The 22429-nt window shown below is 45.3% G+C and carries 17 protein-coding genes; 13 read left to right on the top strand and 4 right to left on the bottom strand.

The window, feature by feature from the left end:
• The first annotated feature begins 232 nt into the window (after positions 1–232).
• Together C8268_RS11270 and C8268_RS11265 are read left to right on the top strand one after the other, a co-directional pair.
• Complete coding sequence (locus C8268_RS11270) at positions 233–1720, top strand: glutamate synthase subunit beta (RefSeq protein WP_106767743.1); 1488 nt, start codon at positions 233–235, stop codon at positions 1718–1720.
• 136 nt (positions 1721–1856) lie between these two features.
• A complete protein-coding gene (locus C8268_RS11265; protein WP_106767742.1) occupies positions 1857–4169 on the top strand; it encodes a type IA DNA topoisomerase in 2313 nt (770 codons plus the stop codon).
• 133 nt (positions 4170–4302) lie between these two features.
• On the opposite strand, the gene C8268_RS11260 is transcribed toward C8268_RS11265, so the two are convergent.
• On the bottom strand, positions 4303–5049 hold the full coding sequence (locus tag C8268_RS11260; protein ID WP_106767741.1) for an HAD family hydrolase: 747 nt from the start codon (positions 5047–5049) through the stop codon (positions 4303–4305).
• An 88-nt stretch (positions 5050–5137) separates the two neighbouring features.
• A complete protein-coding gene (locus tag C8268_RS11255) occupies positions 5138–6058 on the bottom strand; it encodes an ArsR/SmtB family transcription factor (protein ID WP_106767740.1) in 921 nt (306 codons plus the stop codon).
• A 112-nt stretch (positions 6059–6170) separates the two neighbouring features.
• On the opposite strand from C8268_RS11255, the gene C8268_RS11250 reads away from it, so the two are divergent.
• The 6 genes from C8268_RS11250 to C8268_RS11225 all read left to right on the top strand — a co-directional run bounded on the left by C8268_RS11250 (position 6171) and on the right by C8268_RS11225 (position 12261).
• Positions 6171–7346: an MFS transporter gene (locus C8268_RS11250; RefSeq protein ID WP_106767739.1), complete on the top strand. Its 1176-nt coding sequence runs from the start codon at positions 6171–6173 to the stop codon at positions 7344–7346.
• 101 nt (positions 7347–7447) lie between these two features.
• A complete protein-coding gene (locus C8268_RS11245) occupies positions 7448–8167 on the top strand; it encodes a phosphonate ABC transporter ATP-binding protein (RefSeq protein WP_106767738.1) in 720 nt (239 codons plus the stop codon).
• A gap of 62 nt (positions 8168–8229) precedes the next feature.
• On the top strand, positions 8230–9537 hold the full coding sequence (locus C8268_RS11240; protein WP_234032759.1) for a hypothetical protein: 1308 nt from the start codon (positions 8230–8232) through the stop codon (positions 9535–9537).
• Between the two features lie 2 nt (positions 9538–9539).
• Positions 9540–10238, top strand: a complete 699-nt coding sequence (locus tag C8268_RS11235; RefSeq protein WP_106767737.1) for a response regulator transcription factor — start codon at positions 9540–9542, stop codon at positions 10236–10238.
• Positions 10235–11704, top strand: coding sequence for a sensor histidine kinase (locus C8268_RS11230; protein ID WP_106767736.1), 1470 nt, complete (start codon positions 10235–10237; stop codon positions 11702–11704). The genes C8268_RS11235 and C8268_RS11230 overlap by 4 nt, the downstream gene beginning before the upstream one ends.
• A gap of 26 nt (positions 11705–11730) precedes the next feature.
• Positions 11731–12261, top strand: a complete 531-nt coding sequence (locus tag C8268_RS11225; RefSeq protein WP_106767735.1) for a GNAT family N-acetyltransferase — start codon at positions 11731–11733, stop codon at positions 12259–12261.
• Positions 12262–12476: 215 nt separating this feature from the next.
• Here the strand turns inward: C8268_RS11225 and C8268_RS11220 are convergent, their stop codons facing one another.
• On the bottom strand, positions 12477–13691 hold the full coding sequence (locus tag C8268_RS11220) for a glucose-1-phosphate adenylyltransferase (protein ID WP_106767734.1): 1215 nt from the start codon (positions 13689–13691) through the stop codon (positions 12477–12479).
• A 185-nt stretch (positions 13692–13876) separates the two neighbouring features.
• On the opposite strand from C8268_RS11220, the gene glgB reads away from it, so the two are divergent.
• Positions 13877–15811 carry a 1,4-alpha-glucan branching protein GlgB gene (gene glgB / locus C8268_RS11215; RefSeq protein ID WP_106767733.1) on the top strand — a complete coding sequence of 645 codons (1935 nt, stop codon included), beginning with the start codon at positions 13877–13879 and terminating at the stop codon, positions 15809–15811.
• Positions 15811–17241 carry a glycogen synthase GlgA gene (glgA, locus tag C8268_RS11210; RefSeq protein WP_106767732.1) on the top strand — a complete coding sequence of 477 codons (1431 nt, stop codon included), beginning with the start codon at positions 15811–15813 and terminating at the stop codon, positions 17239–17241. The genes glgB and glgA overlap by 1 nt, the downstream gene beginning before the upstream one ends.
• Positions 17242–17434: 193 nt before the next feature.
• On the opposite strand, the gene C8268_RS11205 is transcribed toward glgA, so the two are convergent.
• The gene (locus tag C8268_RS11205) at positions 17435–19180 is read right to left on the bottom strand and encodes an alpha-glycosidase (RefSeq protein WP_106767731.1); all 1746 of its coding nucleotides are present in this window, start codon (positions 19178–19180) and stop codon (positions 17435–17437) included.
• 215 nt (positions 19181–19395) lie between these two features.
• Here C8268_RS11205 and C8268_RS11200 point away from each other — a divergent pair, with 215 nt between their 5' ends.
• From C8268_RS11200 to C8268_RS11190, 3 genes are all read left to right on the top strand, one after another.
• Positions 19396–20838: an ABC transporter substrate-binding protein/permease gene (locus C8268_RS11200; RefSeq protein ID WP_106767730.1), complete on the top strand. Its 1443-nt coding sequence runs from the start codon at positions 19396–19398 to the stop codon at positions 20836–20838.
• On the top strand, positions 20825–21547 hold the full coding sequence (locus C8268_RS11195; protein WP_106767729.1) for an amino acid ABC transporter ATP-binding protein: 723 nt from the start codon (positions 20825–20827) through the stop codon (positions 21545–21547). Before C8268_RS11200 ends, C8268_RS11195 begins: the two co-directional genes overlap by 14 nt.
• Positions 21548–21703: 156 nt before the next feature.
• Entirely contained in the window at positions 21704–22402 is a 699-nt protein-coding gene (locus tag C8268_RS11190) for a 3D domain-containing protein (protein ID WP_106767728.1), read from the top strand.
• Positions 22403–22429: the final 27 nt, after the last annotated feature.

Here is a 22429-nt window from a genome sequence, read left to right as displayed (position 1 = left end):
CAAAAGAAAAGGCAGATGCTACGATAATTTCACATTGAAAATGAAAAAGAACATGAAAGCATTGCAGGAATGCGTGATAAAAGATTTTCTTAACCTGAATAAAAAATTTAAATCAGGTTTTAGATCCAATTCCAAGCCTTGTTTTATCAGAAAATGGGTGAATTGTGTTATGATGAAAAGTACAATTTTACTTGCTGCTTAGCTTGAATCGAACGGATGGGGGAAAGCGCAGATGTCAACACCAACAGGATTTATGGAATATAAGCGTCAGCTGCCGTCAAATCGGGAACCGGCTGAACGTGTTCAGGACTGGGAAGAGTTTCATAAGCATTTGGCAGAGGAAGAGCTCCGGACGCAGGGAGCACGTTGTATGGACTGCGGAACACCCTACTGTCATACCGGTATAGATATGAATGGAGGTACTTTGGGCTGTCCGGTACACAATCTGATTCCGGAATGGAACGAGCTTGTATATCGGGGGCTTTGGAAAGAAGCGCTGGAGCGTCTGCATAAAACGAACAACTTCCCCGAGTTTACGGGGCGTGTATGTCCAGCGCCGTGTGAAGGCTCTTGCACGGTTGGCCTTATCGATCAACCGGTGGCGATCAAGAGTATTGAACAGGCGATAATCGACAAAGGCTTTGAAGAAGGCTGGGTCACTGCTGAGCCGCCCAGGAAACGAACAGGTCGCCGGGTTGCCGTTGTAGGCTCTGGCCCTGCCGGACTTGCTGCCGCAGCGCAGCTGAACAAAGCAGGTCATCATGTTACCGTGTATGAGCGTGCTGACCGGGTTGGCGGTTTGCTAACGTATGGAATCCCCACAATGAAGCTGGATAAGGCGGTAGTCCAGCGCCGTGTTGATCTGCTGGCAGCTGAAGGTGTCGAGTTTATCGTCAATACCGAGATTGGCAAGGATATTCCGGCCAAGCAAGTGGTTGATCATTACGATGCTGTAGTTTTGTGTGGAGGATCTACAAAACCGCGCGAGTTTAACATCGAGGGCAGCGCTCTGAAGGGAATTCATTACGCGATGGATTACTTGAACGGAACGATCAAGAGCTATCTTGACTCCGGTCTTCAAGACAACCAGTACATCTCTGCTTACAATAAAGATGTTATAGTGATTGGCGGCGGGGATACGGGCTCGGACTGTGTGGCAACCGCACTGCGTCATGGATGCAGCAGCGTTACGCAATTTGGTACGCACAAAAAAGCACCGCCCGAGCGTGATTCGATGGCTAACCCATGGCCCCAGTTCCCGAACGTATATACTTTGGATTATGCCCATGAAGAGGCTAAAGCGCTGTTTGGACAGGACCCTCGGGAATATTCCATCATGACGACAAGGTTTGTCGGCGATGAACAAGGGAATTTGAAAGAGCTGCACACGATACAGATTGAGCGGATTGTAGATGAAACAGGCCGTAAAGTGTATCAGCCGATACCGGGTACTGAGCGAATTTTTCCAGCGCAGATTGCCTTGATAGCCATCGGCTTTGACGGGCCTGAGCAGACTCTACTGAAGCAGCTTGGTCTTGAAAGCGATCGTTTTGGCAACGTCAAAGCGCCCTATGGCAAATACAGAACGAATGCAGATAAAGTGTTTGCCGCCGGGGATATGCGCCGGGGCCAAAGCCTGGTCGTATGGGCCATTCATGAAGGACGGGAAGCGGCAAGAGAAGTTGATAAGTACCTGATGGGCTCGACCGTTTTAGTTTAAACGATGCTTATCCTATGTTATAATTAGATATCATTGTTTATGGGGACTTCGCCTAAGCGGAGTCCTTTTTGGAGTCTATACGAAGAAACATTTTAAGTTTTCTTCCTGGACGTATCGGAAAGAGGGGAGAGGTTACGTGAAGACGCTGGTCATTGCTGAAAAACCGGATATGGGGCGAAACATCGCCGCGGTGATCGAACCTCGGGCCAAGAACAATCGGTCTTATATAGAAGGCGAGCGGTATATTATAACGTGGGCAATCGGTCATCTGGTCAGCCTCGCTGAACCGGATGCTTACGACCCGAAGTACAAGCGCTGGAATATTCGGGATCTGCCTATCATTCCGGAGCAATTCCGGATTGTGCCGAATCCGAAAACGAAAGATCAGCTTAAGGTGATAGGCGATCTTGCCAAGCGCTGTGATCAAATTGTTAATGCCTGTGATGCGGGAAGAGAAGGACAGTATATTTTTGCCTTAATCCAGCAGCAGCTTCGGCTTCGTCAGCCGGTGAAACGGTTGTGGATCTCAGATTTGACAGCCGAGAGTATCAGGCAGGGGTTCGCCCAGCTGAAGGATGGCTCGGAGTTTGAAGCGTTAACATTTGCGGCCAGAGCCCGCAGTGAAGCAGACTGGCTGATCGGTATGAATGCATCGAGAGCCTTTACAACCCGTCATCAGACGCTATTGTCTGTTGGTCGTGTTCAAACACCTGTACTTGCACTGATCTATGACAGACAAAAGGAAATCGAGGCATTTCAGTCGCAAACCTTTTACGATGTTAAAGCGACTTTCCGCCAGGAAACGCTTGAATACGTTGGAACCTGGCAGGGCGAACGTTTGACGTCGAAGGAGAAAGCGGACAACATTGCAGGCAAGGTTCAGGGGAAGAGCGGAACGATCGCCAAGTATGAAGTCAAGGAGACCAAAGAATATCCGTTCAAGCTTTATGATCTGACGCTGCTTCAACGTGAAGCCAACGCAAAGTACGGTTATTCTGCCAAAAAAACGCTCGATATCGCTCAAGGTTTATATGAACGTCACAAGGTTATTTCTTACCCGCGGACGAATTCCAACTATGTAAACGAGCAGAATATTGAAGGGATGCATAAGGCTCTGAACATGCTGAAATCAACGTCCTACGGTCCAATGGTTCAAGGTGCGGACCCGAGCCGTGTTCATAAAAACAATAAGTCTGTATGCAATCCGGCGCGTGTTGAAGATCACCATGCTATTTTGCCGACATTAAAACGTCCCGGAACGCTTAGCAAGGAAGAACAGCATATCTATGATCTGATCATTATACGTTTTCTGTCCCATTTTTATCCGCCAGCTTTGTACAAGCAGCATACCGTGCTTACAAAGGTTGAGGAGGAGACGTTCAAGACCCAAATTAAAGAACTTTTGTCGCTTGGCTGGAAAGTGTTGATTCAGCAGGACAAGGATAAAGCCAAGGAGCGCAAATCCTCCAGATCGAAAAAAGGCAAGGAAGAAGACGAGGATGATTCCCAGGAGTGGAATGATCGATCATTCGATATTCAAACGGACAAGCCGGTCATATGTTCAACGAGCGAAGTAAAAGAGAAGGCGACCCAGCCGCCTAAGAGTTATACGGAAGGGACGCTGCTAAAAGCGATGGAAAGTGCCGGCAAGACGATCGAGGATGAAGAGCTGCGGGATGCAATGAAGGATAGCGGACTTGGAACGCCGGCTACACGCGCGGCAACGATCGAGCGATTGAAAAAGGTCGGGTATATTACGATGCAGGGCAAGAGAATTACTGTCACGCAAAAAGGAAGAACAGCGATCGAGCTGATTCGTCATGCAGGCGTTGAACTGCTGGCTTCTCCCGAAATGACGGGACAGTGGGAACGGCGATTGCATCAAATTTCAAAGGGAGAAGCTTCTGCTGAAGTTTTTATGAAAAATGTGGAGAAGTTCACCGTCTCCATTATTGATAAAGTATTGACTCAGCGCCCGGCTCCTCCGTCGATGTTCGGAGAGAGTGAGGAAAGCAAGAGCAAGGGAGGCCGCACTGCCGGGCGCAATAAGGCCGCTTCTCGAAGCAGTAAATCAGCCTCCTCAGTAGTCAAGAGTACGGAAGAAGCACGTTCTAGCAGAGACTCCACAGCAGGCCAGGCTTCGACCTCAGGCGAACGCATTTCTTTGGGCGCTTGCCCGAAAGCAGGGTGCGGCGGTCAAATTATTGAAGGTCGAAAAGGCTATGGATGCTCGCATTTCAAGAGCGGATGTACATTCGTCATCTGGAAGGAATTTGCGGGTAAAAACATCTCTCATACGATGCTGAAGTCTCTCCTGACAACGGGGAAAACTCGGCTGTTGACGTTTAAAGACAATGGAGGAGCGTCATTTAAAGCCCGAATTGTGCTCCGTGAGTCTGGCAACGGTCAATTGAGCGTTCAGCGGGAAAAGAGCAGTCAGGCAACCTGATGCTATGCTTCCATGAACAAGGGGATTGTTCGCGAAAACCATGTGGCTTTCGATGGCTGCTGGCAGTGCATTTTTCATGTGAAAAAGGGGCTTCCTCTTCTGCAAAAAGTTCAGAGGAAGCCCATTGATTGTTTTATGGAGTGATGACGGCATTCCCGGCTATAATGTCCGGAACTTCAGTTAATGCCGATACGGTATACAGTACATTATGCGGCTCTTGCTTTAATTCCACGAGGTTGTAATGCCATTCGCGCTGCTGCTTGATATAGATGCTGTTGATTCCTGCTTTAAGAGCAGGAACAACATCTGTTCTTAAGGAGTTGCCGATCATCCAGGTCAATGAACGATCGAAGCGACCGGCAGACAGAATTTCTTCCAGAGCTTGCACATTTTTATGCTGTCGGATGTAGATTCTGTCTTCAAAGTAATCGGCCAGCTTCATTTGTTCAATCTTCCGCTTTTGAATACGCGTTTCACCGCCTGTGTACAAATAAAGATGATGTCCTTCATTCTGCAGTGTATTCAAGGTCTCGACCATGCCGGGATAAGGTTCAACCTCGTGGTCATAAACACTTAATCCGAGCTTGAACAGCTCTTCTTCCTCATGGTGCGAAGGTGTTTTATGATGCAGATTACAGAAGAAACGATAGGTTTCGATTAAAGACTTTGGAAAGTTTATACTTGCAAACCCGGCTTTGTTTACTCCGGCGACATCAACTTCCATCTGCTTTTTGCGAACCTGCTCAGTCGTTACGCCATATTCCTGAAACCAGCTTGTCATTAGCTCAAAAAACTCGCCAAGAATCAGATCGAAATATTTATTGCAGTGAATCAAGGTGTCATCCATATCAAATATAATATGCTGTAAATCTTTGTTCATGGTTTTCACTCCTATATCCAATTGCTTCTTTTTATAGAATCTCTCTAATTAGCTTCCTTATAACCAGCCAAGAAAAGTTTACACATGTTCAAGATAACCCGAGATATGATTCAAAAAACATTTGCAGTTCCGATGCCCCATCGGGACGAAGACTGAAGCGCTCCATATGATCACCTGCATTCACGTGCGAACGAAGCAGCCCAGCAGCTCTCAATATAATCAGATGATGCATCAACTTGTCGTATGGCTGTCTCAAACTGGCAGCCATATCGTTGACTGTTTTCGGTTCGGTCGCCAAATATCTGAGCAATTTCAGACGTTCGGGATCAGCGAGCGCCTCTGTCATCCGGAGCAGTACGATCGGCGGGTCATCCTCATTTTCTTCGGGAATGTCCACCGGGTACTGAATGAGAAGAACATTGTCATAGAAGCAGTATGTATTGATCGGTCGGAAATGAACGCCGGGAAAGAGCAGTATGGAATCTACAGGTATATCATCCAGGACCACGCCGCCAGTGGCATATTCAATAAGTCCTTCAGGCTCCATTTTGAGCAGGAGAACTGACTTTTCTCTTGCATCTTCGTGAATTAACGGTTTGATTTCGGGTTCAATTTTTGAAAAATAATGTTCGTACCACAAACGCAGCAGCGGCGGATAATCGGTCTGGATACGTATAAGGTGCTCCAAGGGGAGAGATGGCATGTATGCCAGCAGCTTTGCATGTAATGAATCCGGTGCGCAATTAGAGACCCAGTCCACAAACGACATTGCCTCGGTATCTTTTTCACGCAAGATGGCCAAAGCATAAAGCACATCATAATCTAAAAAAGGCCAGTCCCAGGCCTTGCCAAGCTCGGTACGGACTGTTTGAGGGAGACGGGTATCCATATCCGTAATGAAATGTGACCCGATATCCAGATTGTCGGTCCATTTTCTTGTTACATAAACCATAAAGCTGCTCAGCAGTTCGAATACAACGGATGCATCCAAGCTTACTTTGTACTTCATGAAACCAGTACCCTCCCGAAATAATGACATTGTGTTTATTATGGCTTGTATGGATGAAGGTTGTCCACTATAATGTTCCTTTGGTTATTAATAAGAGGGGGATTAGACAATCGTGTCAGACACAGCTCAAGCCCGTCAAGGGAGAATTCATTATTTTATTTTAATTGCGGTCATTATAGCTGCAGGACTCAGCCAAGGTATGTTGCTGCCTGTACTGGCCATATTTTTGGAAGAAATGGGGGTTTCCTCGTCAGTCAACGGATTGAACGCAGCTGCTTTATACGCCGGCTCCTTCGCCATGACGCTGGTAGCAGAGAGAGTGCTGGGATGGGCAGGATTTAAAAAGCTTATCGTTGCAGGCCTGGTTCTGGTTATGCTCTCTTTAGTGGCCTTCCCGTTATTTCCAAGCGTAGCACTTTGGTTCGTGCTCCGGGTCTTGGTTGGGATCGGGGACAGTGCACTTCATTACGCCGCACAATTATGGGTGCTGATGATGTCCACACCGGAGAATCGCGGACGCAGCATATCGTTTTATGGTATGTCTTATGGCATCGGCTTTAGTTTGGGACCGCTCGGCATCAGTTTATTAAGACACGGGGATGCAGTACCCTTTCTTATACTTGCCGTATTATTTTTGCTCGTACTGCTTATCGTTATTTTCAAGCTTCCTGATGTGAAGCCGGAGCGCCATTCGTCCGCTGAAGCGGTCATACCTGGCCGTTACAAGCGAAGCTATCAGCTGGCATGGTATGCACTTATCCCTGCCTTTTTATACGGGTATATGGAAGCCGGGATTAACAGCAACTTTCCGATATATGGTATGCGCGGCGGGTTTTCCATTGAGCAGATTTCATCCTTGCTGCCGTTTATCGGTATCGGAGGGCTTATACTGCAGCTTCCGCTCGGCATTTGGAGTGACCGCTTTGGCCGCAAAAGGGTACTCATGATCGCCGGTATTCTTGGTGGAGCTTGCTTTATGCTCGTTCCTGCTGCCGGGACAAGCTACTGGTCTGTACTGATTCTTCTTACACTTGCTGGAGGTCTTGTCGGATCATTCTTCTCACTTGGGCTTGCATATGCAGCGGACATCCTTCCGAAAGCTTTATTGCCAGCTGCGAACGTAGTTGCCTCCTTCCATTTTAATATTGGTAGTATTGCAGGGCCGAATGTCGGCGGCTTACTGATCGGAACAGGTTGGAATGCAGGTATGTTTATTACTTTGGGCGGGTTATATATTTTATTTGCATGTACAAGTGTGTTTTTCAAACATAAGAAGTCAGTTCAATAAGGGGAAATTTGTCCAATGAGAACATTTGTTCTCATGGAAATTGCTTTCGCTTTCTTCTAAACTAGAGATATAGGATGATACTCGACGGGAGAGACGAAAGCATGATAAAAATAGAACGCCTGGTGAAGAAACTAAATACCGAGAAAAAACCGGTATTGGATGATATTAGCTTTCAAATGGAAAAGGGGGAAATGATCGGGCTCATCGGAAGCAGCGGAAGCGGTAAAAGCTTGTTGATGAGCTGTTTGGCTCTTCGCGAAAAATGGGACGGCGGACGTTTCTTGATCGATGGTGAAGATATGCTAAAGCCTGGGGGGAAGAGAAAAGTTCGCCGCGAATGGGCTTATCTTGAACAAAATCCGGCACTGAATGTGAATCGAACGGCGCTTAAAAACGTATTGATCGGTCAATCCAGTCAAACCCCGCTGTGGCGTATGGTTACCGGTATGGTGCGTTCCGATGATTACATGGGGGCTATGGATACAATTGAGCACCTCGGATTGCTGGATAAAGCGCATAAGAAGGCAGGGGAGCTGAGCGGGGGAGAACGTCAGCGGATTGCGATCGCTAGAGCGCTGGTCCATGGCGCCAAGGTTATACTTGCCGATGAGCCGGTGACAGGTCTTGATCCGAAGTCTGCCGAACATGTGCTTCAAACTTTGAAAAATCTTTGTGATGAAGAACGGTTGACTGTTATTGCAGTTATCCCGCTTGAGCTTGCAGAGCGGTATTGTTCTCGCATTATTGGACTGGCAGGCGGTCAAATTGTTGTTGATGTGACCGGACGGCGACTGACGTACGGAGAAAAGAGCAGAATATAACAGAGGTATACCAGCCTTGAAACGAAAAGCAAGGCGACTCATATTAGAAAGAGTTGATGCTGTTGAAATCTGGATTGATGAAGGCAGCTGTATCCGGACTGCTGTTATTGCTACTTTCTGGATGCAGCTTTATTAGTGACCCCGTGTCGCTCATGACTCCACCGGACCTTCCAGCCGATAAAGCTACGCTTATGGGGGCGATTAAGGCTCAGTTGCCTGAAAATAGCAATATTATTCGGCCGAGAAGCGATTCAGGTCCCAGTTCAATTCGGGTAGAGGACCTAAATAATGACGGCGTTATGGAGGCCGTTGTTTTCTATAAAACACCGAATGAGGAAGTGCAAATCCATGGTATGCTTTTGCAGCAGCAGGGCAACACATGGATCAAGAAGCTCGATTTTGACGGTGAAGGCACTGTGCTGGAATCATTTGATCTGACTGACATTACAAATGACGGTATGGTTGACATTGTTGCCGGTTTCTCCCGCGGGGAGGAAAATTTGCAAAACGGGCTGGTTGTCTATACTTTTTCCGGTGATTCTCTGGAGAAGGTTCTTCAGCTTCCCTATACCCATTTTGAATTGACGGATTTGAACGGGGATGACATTCAGGAATTGACGATTGTTTCATTACAAAAGTACGAATTGTCATTTATTACAACGTTCCAATTTGATAAAAATGCGAATCAATTTATCGAGTTGGCCAAGCTGGATTTGGGGCAAAATGTTGAGAAATATTACAATATTGTCTCAGGACAAGTGGCTAAGGGAAAAGAAGGTATTATATTAGACACTTCCATTGTATCCAATTCCTCCACATCGAAGCTGATCGTCATGGAGGACGGTGTTCTGGTAGACGTCCTGAAAGAAGACGGCGCTTTTAAAATGCTTCCTGTTGACAGTCAGGATATCGACGGGGATGGTATTCTCGAGATCGGACTGATCAAAACGCCAATCGGCTGGGAGGATAAGCCGCCTAATGAGATTCCATATTTTCAGTCCTATTATCAATGGGACGGAAAAACACATATGGCCAGCGAAAAAGAAGGCTTGAAATTCGTAACGCAGAGGTATCAGGACAGTGAAAATCAATTCTATTTGACTTTCCCTTCGGAGTGGCATAACAAGGTAACCGTTCATCCAGACTCAGATAAAAACCGATATTTGAATTTTGTGAGGACAGATACCGGGGATACGGTTGCTGAGGTCAAGTTTTTCTCGCTTCCAGAGTGGGAAGATGCGAAAGATGAATGGAACGTGCTCGTTCGCAAAAAAGACCAGGTGATCGGGTATAAAGGGGAGTTTAAGCTGACCAGAAACGATAAAAAGAACAACAGCGATGTTGCTCCTATTGAAAGAAAGGGGAAATAGCATTGAGTAAAGTACTCATATTAGAAGATGAAGAATCTATTCGCAGTTTTATCGTAATCAACTTGAAACGAAACGGTTTTGACGTGCTGGAAGCAGCTGACGGAAACGAAGCGCTTCATCTGCTCCAATCCGTGCCTGACATTGATATTGCACTGCTGGATGTAATGGTTCCGGGGATCGATGGCTTTGAGGTATGCCGACGTATTCGGGAGACGAATGAACGAATCGGCATTATTTTTCTGACGGCAAAAGTACAGGAACAGGATAAAGTATATGCGTTGTCCGTTGGAGCTGACGATCATGTCAGCAAGCCTTTCAGCCCGACAGAGCTGATTGCCAGACTCCAATCGTTGCTACGGCGTGTGAATGTGCAGCGTGCGGGTGCAGCGAAGGTTACGTTTCAATCGGGTCCTTTTACACTGGATTTGATATCGAAGCTGTTCAAAAAGAATGGCAAGCCCATTGAACTTACACCGACAGAGTTCTCTCTGATTCAGTTCTTTCTGGAAAAGGAGAACACACCGCTTAGTCGGGATGTTCTGCTTGATCATGTGTGGGGCAAGGAATATATGGGCGATCCCAAAATCGTTGATGTAAACATTCGTCGTCTTCGCCAAAAAATTGAAACCAATCCTTCCGAGCCTGAATTCCTGCAAACGGTATGGGGTCACGGCTATAAATGGAAGGGTCAGGGCCAATGATCAAAAAAGGAATCCGGCGGCAGATCGTTTTACACTACTTTCTTGTGGTGTTTATGGCTCTGCTGCTGGTCGAGATTATATTTTTAGTTGCAATGCGAACGTATTATTATGACAGTGTATACAGCCATATCGACTCTCATATCAAGGTTGCCAACGAGTATTATCAGAAATACCGCCTAAGCGATGATAATACAGCTCAGCTTACCGAGATCATGTCCTATTTCGAATTGACGGGCACGGAGCTTCAGCTGTTAACTCCATCGGGTCAGGTGTTGATCAGCTCGAACAATTTTGATACGGATACGGTCATTAAAACGAGTGATGTTACTCAAGCGCTTGCTGGAGAAACGAGCCGCTGGGTCGGCAAGCAACAGGGGACCGGGCAAATGATTATGGCTGTTTCAAGCGCATTGCAAAATAGCGGGGAGAACCAATTTGTTCTCCGTTACACGACATCTCTTGACAAGATCAATGAAAAGCTGCTGAATCTAACCCTCGTCTCGATTTTGATCGGCACATCCGTGCTGGCTACGGTGCTTGCTTTCAGCATCGGTCTGGCGAACTCGATCGTAAAGCCTCTGAACAATATTCGAGCGGTATCGGCTCAGATGGCAAAAGGTCGATTTGATGTACGGATCAAAGGAAATTACAAATACGAGCTTGGGGAGCTGGCAGCGACACTAAACTTTATGGCGCAGGAGATTATCCGCAGTAACCAGGTTAAAGATGATTTTATTTCCTCCATTTCACATGAGCTTCGAACTCCATTAACGAGCATTAAAGGCTGGAGCGAGACTTTAATCTCAGGGGGGTATGATCCGGAGGAGACGAAAGTCGGCATGCAGATTATTACGAATGAAACCGAGCGTCTGATCGGACTGGTTGAGGAGATTCTCGACTTTTCCAAACTGCAGCAAAATGAAATGAAGCTGGTTATGGGCATTGTTAGTTTGCGAGAGCTGCTGCAAGAAATTATGCTTAATCTGTGGGCGAAAGCGGAGAAAAAAGGAGTATCCATCAAGCTTGAGTCTGAAGAAAAGCCGATTATATATGGGGATGCCAACCGTTTGAAGCAGATCTTTTTGAATTTGGTGGACAATGCCATCAAGTTTTCCCATGAGAATGGAGTGATCGTTCTCTCGATTGAAATGGAAGAAAAGTTCGTTACTGTCGTTGTTCAAGACTTTGGGATCGGCATAAGCGAAGAGCATATACAGCGAGTGAAAGACCGATTTTTCCAAGTAAACCATGTGAATGGGGGCACAGGACTGGGTCTTGCCATTTCACAGCAGCTCGTTGAGCTGCATCATGGGTCGATGGACATGGAAAGTGAGCTCGGAAAGGGAACGACCGTCAAAGTGCGATTACCGCTGCCTGAAGGGAAAATACCGATAGCAGGCGGATTTTCTGAGGGCGAAGAGGAACCGATGGCGTTGCCGCAAGGTCCTTCGGATAACGATTCATGACGTTTTTATAAAGGGGAGTGGCCTAGGTGGCATTTCAGGTTCTGGAACGCTTTGAAACGGGGCAAGGTCACTTTGTTCTCGGTCTTGCCGGGCAAGAGCATAGGGAAGAGTTGTTGTTTATCCTACGGCAAACGGCAGAACGGATGGTTGAGGAAGGTTTAAATCAATGGACGCCATCTTTGTTTACGCCATCTTTATTGGACGAATATTTGGCAGAGAGAGAAGTGTTCCTGCTTCGATCAGGTGATGAGCCTGCCGGCATGTTTACACTCCAAGACAGCGATCCTTCTTACTGGAAGGAGAGAAATGATATTCGGTTTGCCTATCTGCATCGGCTTGCCGTGCTTCCTGCGTATCGTGGTTTTGATTTGGGTACCAGAATGATCCGTTTTGGAGAAAAGCGTGCAATGCGTCAAGGGAAGCTGGGACTTCGCCTTGATTGCGTCTCTCACCTTGATGGATTAAACCAATATTATCGGCGTCAAGGCTATCGGTTTGTGGCCAAACAAGACATGGGTATACGTGAAGTCCATTTATATGAAAAGACGTTTAGATGAAAGCAAGTGGTAACTTATACACTGTATTTCAAATCGGCATCTCACCAGATCTAAGATCTGGTGGGATGCCTTTTTTTGTTAGCAAACTGCTTCCGACTCTTATTCTGAGTCGTTTAACGCAAAAAAAGAAATCGCCCTCTTTATAAGGGCAATTTCTTCATTGGATACTTTTTTAATGTGAAGCACTGTTTGTCTTATAAAACAGTTTTAAAAAGTCAGGACGAGGAAACATTGGCGCGCAGACGGCCTTTTTCATAAACGTCCTGCAGCAGGCGGGAAGGCTGTGTACGGACCGTTGGCTTAGGCATGACGATTTCGTGCGGGCCAACGACGACAACCTTGCCAGGGGCTCCTTTCACAATAGCACCGTCCTTAATCATAGCACCTTCGCCAATGATGGCATGCTCAACATGCGCCCCTTTGCCGATTTTAACATTCGGCATGACGACACTGTCTTTGATCGTTGAAAATTTTCCGATTTCTGCACCGCAGAAAATGACTGAACGTTTTGCTTTACCTTCAAAAGTGCATGTGTCATGGATTAGACAGTCATTATTCTCTAGCGAAGGCGTGCATCGCCCCGTCAATTTTGGATGGATAGGGCGGGTATACATCGGCCAATTTTGTTGTTCGAGTATTAGCTCCGACTGGTCTAAAACGTCCATATGTGCTTCCCAAAGGCTTTCTACTGTACCGACATCACGCCAATATCCTTGAAAACGGAATGCGTGCAGAAATTCATTACCGGACAGCATTTTAGGGATAACATCCTTTCCGAAATCATGGCTTGAATTCGGGTCTTCGGCATCCTCTAACAGGTGTTGCTTTAAATATTCCCAGCGGAATAAGTATATTCCCATCGAAGCCAGATTACTCTCTGGCTGTTCAGGTTTTTCAGCAAATTCAATAATTTTGAGATTATCATCTACACTCATGACGCCGAAGCGACTTGCTTCTTCCCAGGGCACTTCCATGACGGAAATGGTGGCGGCAGCATCTTGGCTAATATGTGCATCCAGCATTTCCCTGTAATTCATATGATATATATGGTCACCAGATAAAACGAGTACATGTTCCGGGTTTTGACGATCAATGTACTCCATATTTTTAAAGATTGCATCCGCCGTCCCCAAGTATTCGTTTTGATTGGTATTATATGATGGTAGTAAAGCAATGCCGTTATTTTCTGAAACGGTAAGTCCCCATGGATCTCCCTCACCGATGTGCTTATGAAGTGACTCTGCTTCATATTGAGTCAGTACCCCTACAGTATCGATTCCCGAATTGACACAATTACTGAGAGGAAAGTCAATAATACGATAATGACCGCCAAAGGGAACGGCGGGTTTTGCCAGCTTGGATGTTAAGGGAGCTAATCTTTTCCCTTCTCCTCCGGCCAGCAACATTGCAATGCATTCTTTTCTCTTCATTACGTTTCCCTCCCAATTATTTTTAACGTAGTACATACATAAACTGTTATTCCAGGGTTTGAAACGATTATATTGAAATGTCTTTTTGAAAATTACATTTTTATTTTTTCAATCATCATTTTTATTTTCAAGATGGTAAGAATGGGGTAATAACCTCTATTGTATATTTAAAGCAGGTGATAATTATGACAGGTCAACCGTTTTGGGAAGGAAACATAAGTCCGGAAAATGTGTACTTATTTCATGAAGGAAGCTTGTATCACAGCTACCGCTTCATGGGAGCTCATCTTGCCAAGGAGAACGGCGAACATGGCGTACGCTTCACCGTGTGGGCCCCTAACGCAAGGCATGTGGGCCTTGCTGGGGATTGGAACGGTTGGGATGGCTCAAGTGATTCATTATATAAGATACCCGACTCCGGCATTTGGACTCGTTTTTTTCCCGGTATTTCAGCTGGAACTTTATACAAATACCACATAACAGGACCTTATGGTGAAACTTTCCTGAAAGCAGATCCATATGCTTTTCAAGCGGAGGTTAGACCGGCTACCGCTTCTGTTGTAACGGATTTATCCGGTTACCAGTGGAACGACAATGCCTGGAGACGAAAAGTAAAGGCAAGGGCTCCTTATCAAAAGCCAATGAACATTTACGAAATGCATTTTGGCACATGGCGACAAAAGGAGGACGGCTCCTTTTACACGTATAGGGAAATGGCGGATCTGCTTATCCCATATTTGCTCAAAATGAGTTATACACATGTTGAATTTATGCCGCTTGCTGAGCATCCTTATGATTTGTCTTGGGGCTATCAAGGAACAGGTTATTATGCCTTGACCAGCCGATATGGCTCACCTCATGACTTCATGTATTTAGTGGATCGGCTTCATCAGTCCGGCATCGGCGTTTTGCTTGATTGGGTGCCTGCTCATTTTGCCAAAGATGCGCATGGTCTTAGGCAGTTTGATGGTACAGCGCTGTATGAATATGGCGATTTGCAAAAGGCGGAAAGGCCGGGCTGGGGAACACTGTCTTTCGATTATTCCAAACCTGAGGTCCGTTCATTCCTCATCTCGAATGCCATCTTCTGGATGGATATGTATCATATCGACGGATTGCGGGTGGACGCGGTAACAAGCATGATTCGGCTTGATTTTGAAAAGACTGAAGATCAGTATAGCCGTAATGAGCAGGGAGGGCTTGAAAACCTGGAAGCTATATCTTTTATACAGGAGTTAAATAAAGCAGTATTTAAATATTATCCGAATGCGCTCATGATGGCCGAAGAATCCAGTGCCTGGCCGGGGGTTACAGACCCGGTTCATAAGGGTGGACTTGGGTTTAATTACAAGTGGAATATGGGCTGGATGAATGACACGCTTTCCTACATAGAAGAAGATTTCGAGGGACGTCCTTCAAAGCATCATTTGTTGACGTTTCCGATCTGTTATGCGTTTTCTGAAAACTTTACACTTCCGTTATCCCATGATGAAGTGGTACATGGAAAGAAGTCATTATTGAGTAAAATGCCGGGCAGTTATGAGCAAAAATTCGCAGGCTTACGCGTATTGCTTGGATACCTGATGACACAGCCGGGAAAGAAGCTTTTGTTCATGGGTGGAGAGTTTGGCCAGTTCATTGAATGGAAGGATGAGGAACAGCTGGATTGGCTACTGCTGGAATATGAGGCTCATCGAGAAATGCTTAAATACACAGAAGCTCTAAACGCGATGTATGCCGAGCAGAAGGCATTGTGGGAACTGGATCACAGCCTGGAAGGCTTTCAATGGATTTGTGCCCATGATGAGAAGCAAAGTGTAGCATCGTATATGCGTAAGGGGAAAAAGCCTCTGGATACGCTCATTGTTGTGATTAACTTTCAACTCAGGCATCATGAGCGGTATCGAATCGGGATGCCAAGACCAGGCTTGTATGAGGAAATTTTCAATTCGGACCGTGCTGAATTTGGTGGAGAAGGAAGAACAAATAATGGAGATTTGAAGACAGAAAAGAAGCCTTGGCATGATCAGCTTCAAAGCCTTGAAATCATTGTGCCACCGCTAAGTATGGTCATCCTGAAGAAGAAACGAAGAAAGAGCAGAAAGGAGAATAGTGAGTGATGAAATTGTTATTCACTACTGCGGAATGTGTTCCGTTTGTAAAAACAGGCGGATTAGCGGATGTCATCGGCGCTTTGCCCAAAGCACTGCAGCGTGCAGGAGCGGATGTTCGGGTGGTGCTCCCGAAGTATAAAGGGATTTCAGAACCGTTCCGTGATCGAATGGAGCATATTGGAGAAACCCGTGTGCAGGTCGGATGGAGACAGCAGTATTGCGGGGTTCAAAAACTGGTGGACAATGGGGTTACCGTATATTTTATCGATAACGAGTATTATTTTGGCAGGGATGAGATATATGGATATATGGACGACGGAGAACGATTTTCGTTTCTGAATCGAGCCGTGCTGGATGTGCTCCCGCTGATTGATTTTCAACCCGATATTATCCATTGCCATGACTGGCATACGGGCATGATTCCGCTGCTTCTCGAAGGAAATTATCGCCACGAGCCTTTTTATAGCGGCATTCGTACCGTTTTTACGATCCATAACCTGCTGTATCAAGGCGTATTTCCGTATGAAGTTCTTGTGGATGTGCTCGGTCTTCACAGCCGTTATTTTACGCCGCAAGGTGTTGAATACTATGGCAATGTAAACTTTCTCAAAGCAGGTATTGTGTATGCCGATCATGTGACCACAGTGAGTCCAACGTATGCACGTGAAATTCAGACCTCTTATTACGGCTATGGATTAGATGGTCTGCTGTCCTCCTTGGGAGATCGGTTAAGCGGTATTGTGAACGGAATCGATACGAAAAGCTATAATCCGGCCACTGACAAGCATATCGCTGCCAAATACCGTAGTAATTTAAGCAAAAAGCAATTGAATAAAACAGAGCTTCAGCGTGAATTGAATCTGCCTACAGCTCCAGATGTGCCGATGATCGCCATGGTTACGCGTCTTGTAGACTCTAAAGGGCTGGATTTGGTGATTCGTGTTCTGGATGAGCTGCTTTATTATACCGATATGCAGTTTGTCATTCTTGGAACAGGAGACCCTTCGTATGAGCATTGGTTTAAGGAAGCAGCTGTTCGCTATCCGAGCAAAATGTCATCCCAAATTTGGTTTAATGAGCCGCTCTCGCGTCGATTGTATGCGGCCAGTGATATGTTTCTGATGCCGTCGAAATTTGAACCTTGCGGGATTAGTCAGCTCATCGCTCTGCGTTATGGCAGCGTTCCGATTGTAAGGGAAACAGGGGGGCTGAATGATACCGTCCATTCGTATAACGAATTTACGGGAGAGGGGAACGGTTTTACTTTTGCAAATTATAATGCTCATGACATGATGAACACAATCAAACGTGCTTTGTCATTTTACACTCAGCCGGAGCATTGGCGACAAGTGACGAAGAACGCATTATCTGGTGAATACAGCTGGCAGCGCTCCGCTCAGAAATATATGGACGTATACAGCAAATTGATTGATTAGTCATTTCGGTTCATTTGCGAGTGATTTAAGGGAAATAGAAGATGTGAAAAATGGTTGAGTCATTTGAAAGGATCGTACAAAATAGACAAGAGGCTGCTCAGATATATGGCTTTTGAGCGCCCCTTGTGTTTTTGTATGCTGCGGGATTAACGAAGCAGAAGTATGCTTTGTTTCTTGCAAAAAAACGGATTTTTCATTTTATTTTGCGGTACAATATTCGGTAACCATACGGGTTAAGGCTGATGTTTATTTTTCCATGATTCGGTTTAACTGTTTCTAGAGTCAAAGCATCGACCCAATCGAAGGAGTTAAGCGGGTATGATAAGGTTCTGCGCTTATTCGTATTATTCATCCAGATGATAAAGTGATCTTTTGCATCAGCTCTTTCATACACTATGCAAGGATCATATGCATCCGCCTTCAAAAACCGAAAACGTCCCTCTCGCAGTGCCTTATGCTTACGCCTTAAAGCGATCATTAATTTGTAGAAGTCCAACAGTTCACGATCCTGTTTCTCAGGTTCCCATTCCATACACTTTCGACAATCCGGATCTTCATAGCCTGTGAGACCAATTTCATCACCGTAGAATATGCAAGGCGTCCCGATAAAGGTGAAAAGAAACACGGCCGCAAGTTTCATCCTTCGGCGATCTTCGTCCATAATGGTGAGAAGACGTGGTGTATCATGACTGCACAGCATATTAAACAAGACTTCGTTAACCTGTCGTGGATATCTCATAAGCAATGATCCGATATGACTGGCAAAGGTCTTCCCGTCCATACCTTCGTTAAAAAAGCCCAGCACCTTGTCTGTAAAAGGGTAATTCATAACCGAATCAAATTGATCTCCCATTAGCCAGGCTAGGGAATCGGACCAGATTTCACCAACGATGAAGGCTTCGGGATTGGCGTTTTTAACTACCTTGCGAAAATCTCTCCAAAAATGATGGTCAATTTCATTAGCAACGTCTAAACGCCATCCATCCAATTTGACCTCTTCGATCCAGTATTTAGCTACATCGAGTAAATATTGCTTGACCTCCGGATTCGATGTGTTCAGCTTCGGCATATTGGAAAAAAATCCGAATGTATCGTATGTTGGTATATCGCCCTTCACTGTGCATGGGTATTCGCGTATATGAAACCAATCGGCATAGCGTGAATGTTTACCATTTTTCAGCACGTCTTGGAATGGAGGGAATTGTTCACTGCAATGATTAAACACAGCGTCCAGCACTACACGCAACCCTTTTGAATGACAGGTTTCTACTACTTTTTTGAGCAAATCATTGTCGCCGAAATGAGGGTCAACTTGCTTATAATCGACGATATCGTATTTATGGTTGGAAGGTGAGGTGAAAAGCGGCGTAAAATAGATGGCATTGATCCCTAGATCAACCAGATAATCCAGATGGTTTAAAACGCCCTGAAGATCACCGCCAAAGAAGTTATTTATCGAAGGCTGACCTCCCCAAGGCTCTGTTCGCTTCGGATCATTATTTAAATCCCCGTTAGCAAAACGATCGGGCATAATTTGATAGAATACAGCCTCCTTAGCCCATTGCGGCACTTTAAAAACATCTATTTCATGGATGTAAGGAAACTCGAAATATCCGCCAGGCGGATAAGGATAATTCCTTCCTACGCCGCTATCAATCATATAAACAACTTCATCTCCAGAATGAATTCGAAAACCGTAAGTTAAACGCTTGTACATTGGACGCACAGAGCATTCCCAATAATCATACATATCGGTTGAGGCTGCTTTATCCATCGTTATTTCAAAGTAAGTGCGGTCCCAGTCATATTTATCTCCCGTCATGGCGACAACCTTAGTAACATCATCTCTTTTAGTGCGGACACGCAGGTGGATCGTGGATGGATCGTAGGCATATGCCCATTTGTCCCTCGGGACGTGATAGATTGCTTCCAGCAGCATGGCTGCACCTCCTGCTTTGATCTCGTAGCTATTTAATAACCAGCTGCCGCTATTTATGAATCATAGTAAAGATAAACAAGGCTTTTCAGTTTGGTCTTTTTTCAAAAGATATTGGGTATCTATTGGTAAAAAACCATTGCATAATAATTCATTCTGATTTATAATAACTCAATCATTAACATTAGTTCAGGCGGATAAGGGGAGAGTCATCAGTCATGAGAAAGAAAATAACGGCTTGGATACTTCTCTGCATGGTTGTACTGTTGTCTTTTGGCAGTATCGCTAGTGCAGAAGGTGAGAAAAAGACGATTGTGCTCGGTACGAGCGCTGATTATATGCCGTATGAATTTCATAAGACAATTGATGGAGAGGACACGATTGTCGGATTTGATATTGAAATTGCAAAAGAGATTGCCAAAGATATGGGCGCGGAGCTTGTCATCAAGGATACATCTTTTGATGCACTGCTTCCGGAATTAACGAGCGGTCGGATTGATTTTGTAATCTCAGGGATGAATCCTACGGAAGAACGAAGAAAAAGTATTGATTTTTCCATACCGTATTATGAAGCGGAGCAGTCTGTTATCGCTCGGAAGGAAGATGAAAGCAAATATAATACAGTCGAAAGTTTGGAAGGTGCGCGGATCGCTGTTCAGAAGTCGTCCATTCAGGAGCGGATTGCCAAAGGTATTCCGAATGCAGAAGTCGTTTCACTGGATAAAACACCTGACTTATTGCTTCAATTGGAAACAGGCCGGGTAGATATTGTCCTTGCAGAGTATCCGATAGCGAAAGCCTACATGAACGAAGAAACAATGGTCATCACGGATGCGAAGCCGACAAGTGAAAACGGTGAATATGCTGTCGGTGTGAGAAAGGGAAACGAAGAGCTTCTAAGCAGTATTAACGCCACGCTTGAGCGTCTTCTCAAAGAAGGGGAAATCGAAAAATTTATTGATGAAGCTGGCGATCTTGCGGCAGGCCGGGAAAAAGAACAACTGAATACGTTTGAATTTTTCTGGAAATATCGTGATTATTACGTAAAAGGGGTTCAATATACTTTACTTATATCCGCACTCGGCGTAGTGTTTGGTTTCATTCTTGGTTTGTTTCTCTCGCTGATGCGAATGTCAGGAGTTCATCTACTGAAATTTATCGCCACGGCTTATATTGAAGTGATGCGGGGCACGCCGATGCTTGTTCAGTTGTTTATTATTCATTACAGCTTGCCTATATTCGATATTAAATTTTCCCCGATTCAATCCGGTATTTTGACGCTGTCTCTCAACAGTGCTGCTTACTTGGCTGAAATTTTCCGTGCAGGTATTCAAGGCGTTGACAGGGGCCAGCTTGAAGCGGCAAGATCACTTGGGATGACGAAGAAGAAAGCGATGCGACATATTATTTTGCCACAAGCTTTTAAAGGGGTATTGCCTGCGATTGGTAATGAATTTGTCGTTGTTATTAAAGAATCCTCTATCGTTTCAATGATCGGCGTAATGGACATTATGTATCAGGCGCAAATTTTGCGCGGCAGCACGTATGCACCGTTAAATCCGCTTCTTGTTGCAGCTATCATTTACTTTATATTGACATTCGTTTTGTCGAAGTTGCTGGGTGTCTGGGAAAGGAAGTTGAGCGCAAGTGATAACCGTTAAGGATCTTCATAAATCGTTTGGTAAATTGGAAATTTTAAAAGGAATCAACGTTGAAATTGCTAAAGGCGAAGTGGTCGTTGTTATTGGACCAAGCGGCTCGGGTAAAAGTACATTTTTACGCTGCTTGAATCTGTTGGAGCAGCCAACGAGCGGCGAAATATACTTTCAAGGTGCTAATATTACCGAGAAGAATCATAACATCAATGCTACCCGTGAAAAAATGGGAATGGTGTTTCAGCAATTTAATTTATTCCCTCATAAAAGCGTTCTGGATAACATTACGCTTGCTCCAATGCAGGTTAAAGGGATTTCCGCTTCTGAAGCGCAGAAGAGCGCAGAGGAGCTTCTGAAGTCGGTTGGGCTGTTGGATAAGAAGGATGCGTACCCTTCCCAGCTTTCCGGCGGGCAAAAGCAGCGGATTGCCATCGCGCGTGCATTGGCAATGCAGCCTCATGTCATGCTTTTTGACGAGCCAACGTCGGCTCTTGACCCGGAAATGGTAGGCGAGGTGCTAGAAGTTATGAAGAAGCTTGCACTTGGCGGCATGACGATGGTTATTGTAACCCATGAGATGGGGTTTGCGCGTGAGGTTGGTGACCGTATTCTCTTTATGGATGGCGGACAAATCGTTGAGGATGGAACCCCCGACAACATCTTTACTCATCCACAGCATCCGCGAACAAAAGAATTTTTAAGCAAAGTTTTGTAACCTTTTTTTAACTTGAATGAGTGCGTGTAACAGCAGCTCTGGTGCTTTTTTAGGCGCTTTAGAGCTGCTTTTTTAATTGTATTCCAGTAATTTCATAAAGAAAAGGTTACAAAGTTGTGATATATTCGTAATCGTTAAGTAAGGGAGGCATATAAAATGATGACGAATATGAAATGTTGGTTTAAAAATAGCAATAAAAATGGTAGAAAACAGAATGCTAAGACTGTGAAGATGGTGACATCTGCAGCATTGGTACTTGGATTGACGTTTGGCGTATCGCAGGCACCTGCGGATGCAGCTTCGACTCATATCGCTAAAGAAGGAGATACATTTTATTTTCTGTCCAAACAGTATGGCGTCGATTTAAACAAGCTGATGCAGTCCAACCCGAACATTGAAGCGACAAATATTTATGCGGGCTTGAAGATCAAAATTCCGTCTGCATCGACTGTCAAAGCTGCAAGTGGCATGGTACCAAGTTTGAATGTAAATCCAAGCGCTAAAGTAGTGGAAGCATGGGGGAAAACATATAACTACACTAAAACTGCAACGATGAAAGCAACGGCTTATTCATCTGCTGCTAGTGAAAATGGCGGCTGGGGAGCAGTAGACTATTTCGGCAACCCGTTGGAGCTGGGCACGATTGCGGTAGATCCGGATGTAATTCCGCTTGGAACGAAGGTGCTTGTTACTGGACATTCGCATCCGGGATTGCCTGATCAGGCGTTTGTTGCCGAAGCAAGAGATATTGGCGGGGCAATCAAGGGAAATCGTATCGATATTTTTATTCCAGGATCACAACAATCAGTTAGTGAATTCGGTATTCAAGATGTGAAATTATACTTTTTAGAATAGAGATCGGCAACTAAAATAGACGGTGGC

Origin of the sequence: Paenibacillus faecalis (assembly GCF_900289175.1) — a bacterium.
GTDB classification, from domain to species: domain Bacteria; phylum Bacillota; class Bacilli; order Paenibacillales; family Paenibacillaceae; genus Paenibacillus_AQ; species Paenibacillus_AQ faecalis.
The sequence above is the reverse complement of the archived record's forward strand: the minus strand, read 5'-3'. Positions and strand labels throughout refer to the sequence as shown.

Excerpts from the sequence above, each read along its gene's own strand:
- C8268_RS11200 (WP_106767730.1), top strand. The coding sequence starts at position 19,396 with ATGAGAAAGAAAATAACGGCTTGGATACTTCTCTGCATGGTTGTACTG.
- glgA (WP_106767732.1), top strand. The coding sequence starts at position 15,811 with ATGAAATTGTTATTCACTACTGCGGAATGTGTTCCGTTTGTAAAAACA.
- C8268_RS11205 (WP_106767731.1), bottom strand. The coding sequence starts at position 19,180 with ATGCTGCTGGAAGCAATCTATCACGTCCCGAGGGACAAATGGGCATAT.
- C8268_RS11245 (WP_106767738.1), top strand. The coding sequence starts at position 7,448 with ATGATAAAAATAGAACGCCTGGTGAAGAAACTAAATACCGAGAAAAAA.
- C8268_RS11190 (WP_106767728.1), top strand. The coding sequence starts at position 21,704 with ATGATGACGAATATGAAATGTTGGTTTAAAAATAGCAATAAAAATGGT.
- C8268_RS11220 (WP_106767734.1), bottom strand. The coding sequence starts at position 13,691 with ATGAAGAGAAAAGAATGCATTGCAATGTTGCTGGCCGGAGGAGAAGGG.
- C8268_RS11230 (WP_106767736.1), top strand. The coding sequence starts at position 10,235 with ATGATCAAAAAAGGAATCCGGCGGCAGATCGTTTTACACTACTTTCTT.
- C8268_RS11255 (WP_106767740.1), bottom strand. The coding sequence starts at position 6,058 with ATGAAGTACAAAGTAAGCTTGGATGCATCCGTTGTATTCGAACTGCTG.
- C8268_RS11270 (WP_106767743.1), top strand. The coding sequence starts at position 233 with ATGTCAACACCAACAGGATTTATGGAATATAAGCGTCAGCTGCCGTCA.
- glgB (WP_106767733.1), top strand. The coding sequence starts at position 13,877 with ATGACAGGTCAACCGTTTTGGGAAGGAAACATAAGTCCGGAAAATGTG.
- C8268_RS11260 (WP_106767741.1), bottom strand. The coding sequence starts at position 5,049 with ATGAACAAAGATTTACAGCATATTATATTTGATATGGATGACACCTTG.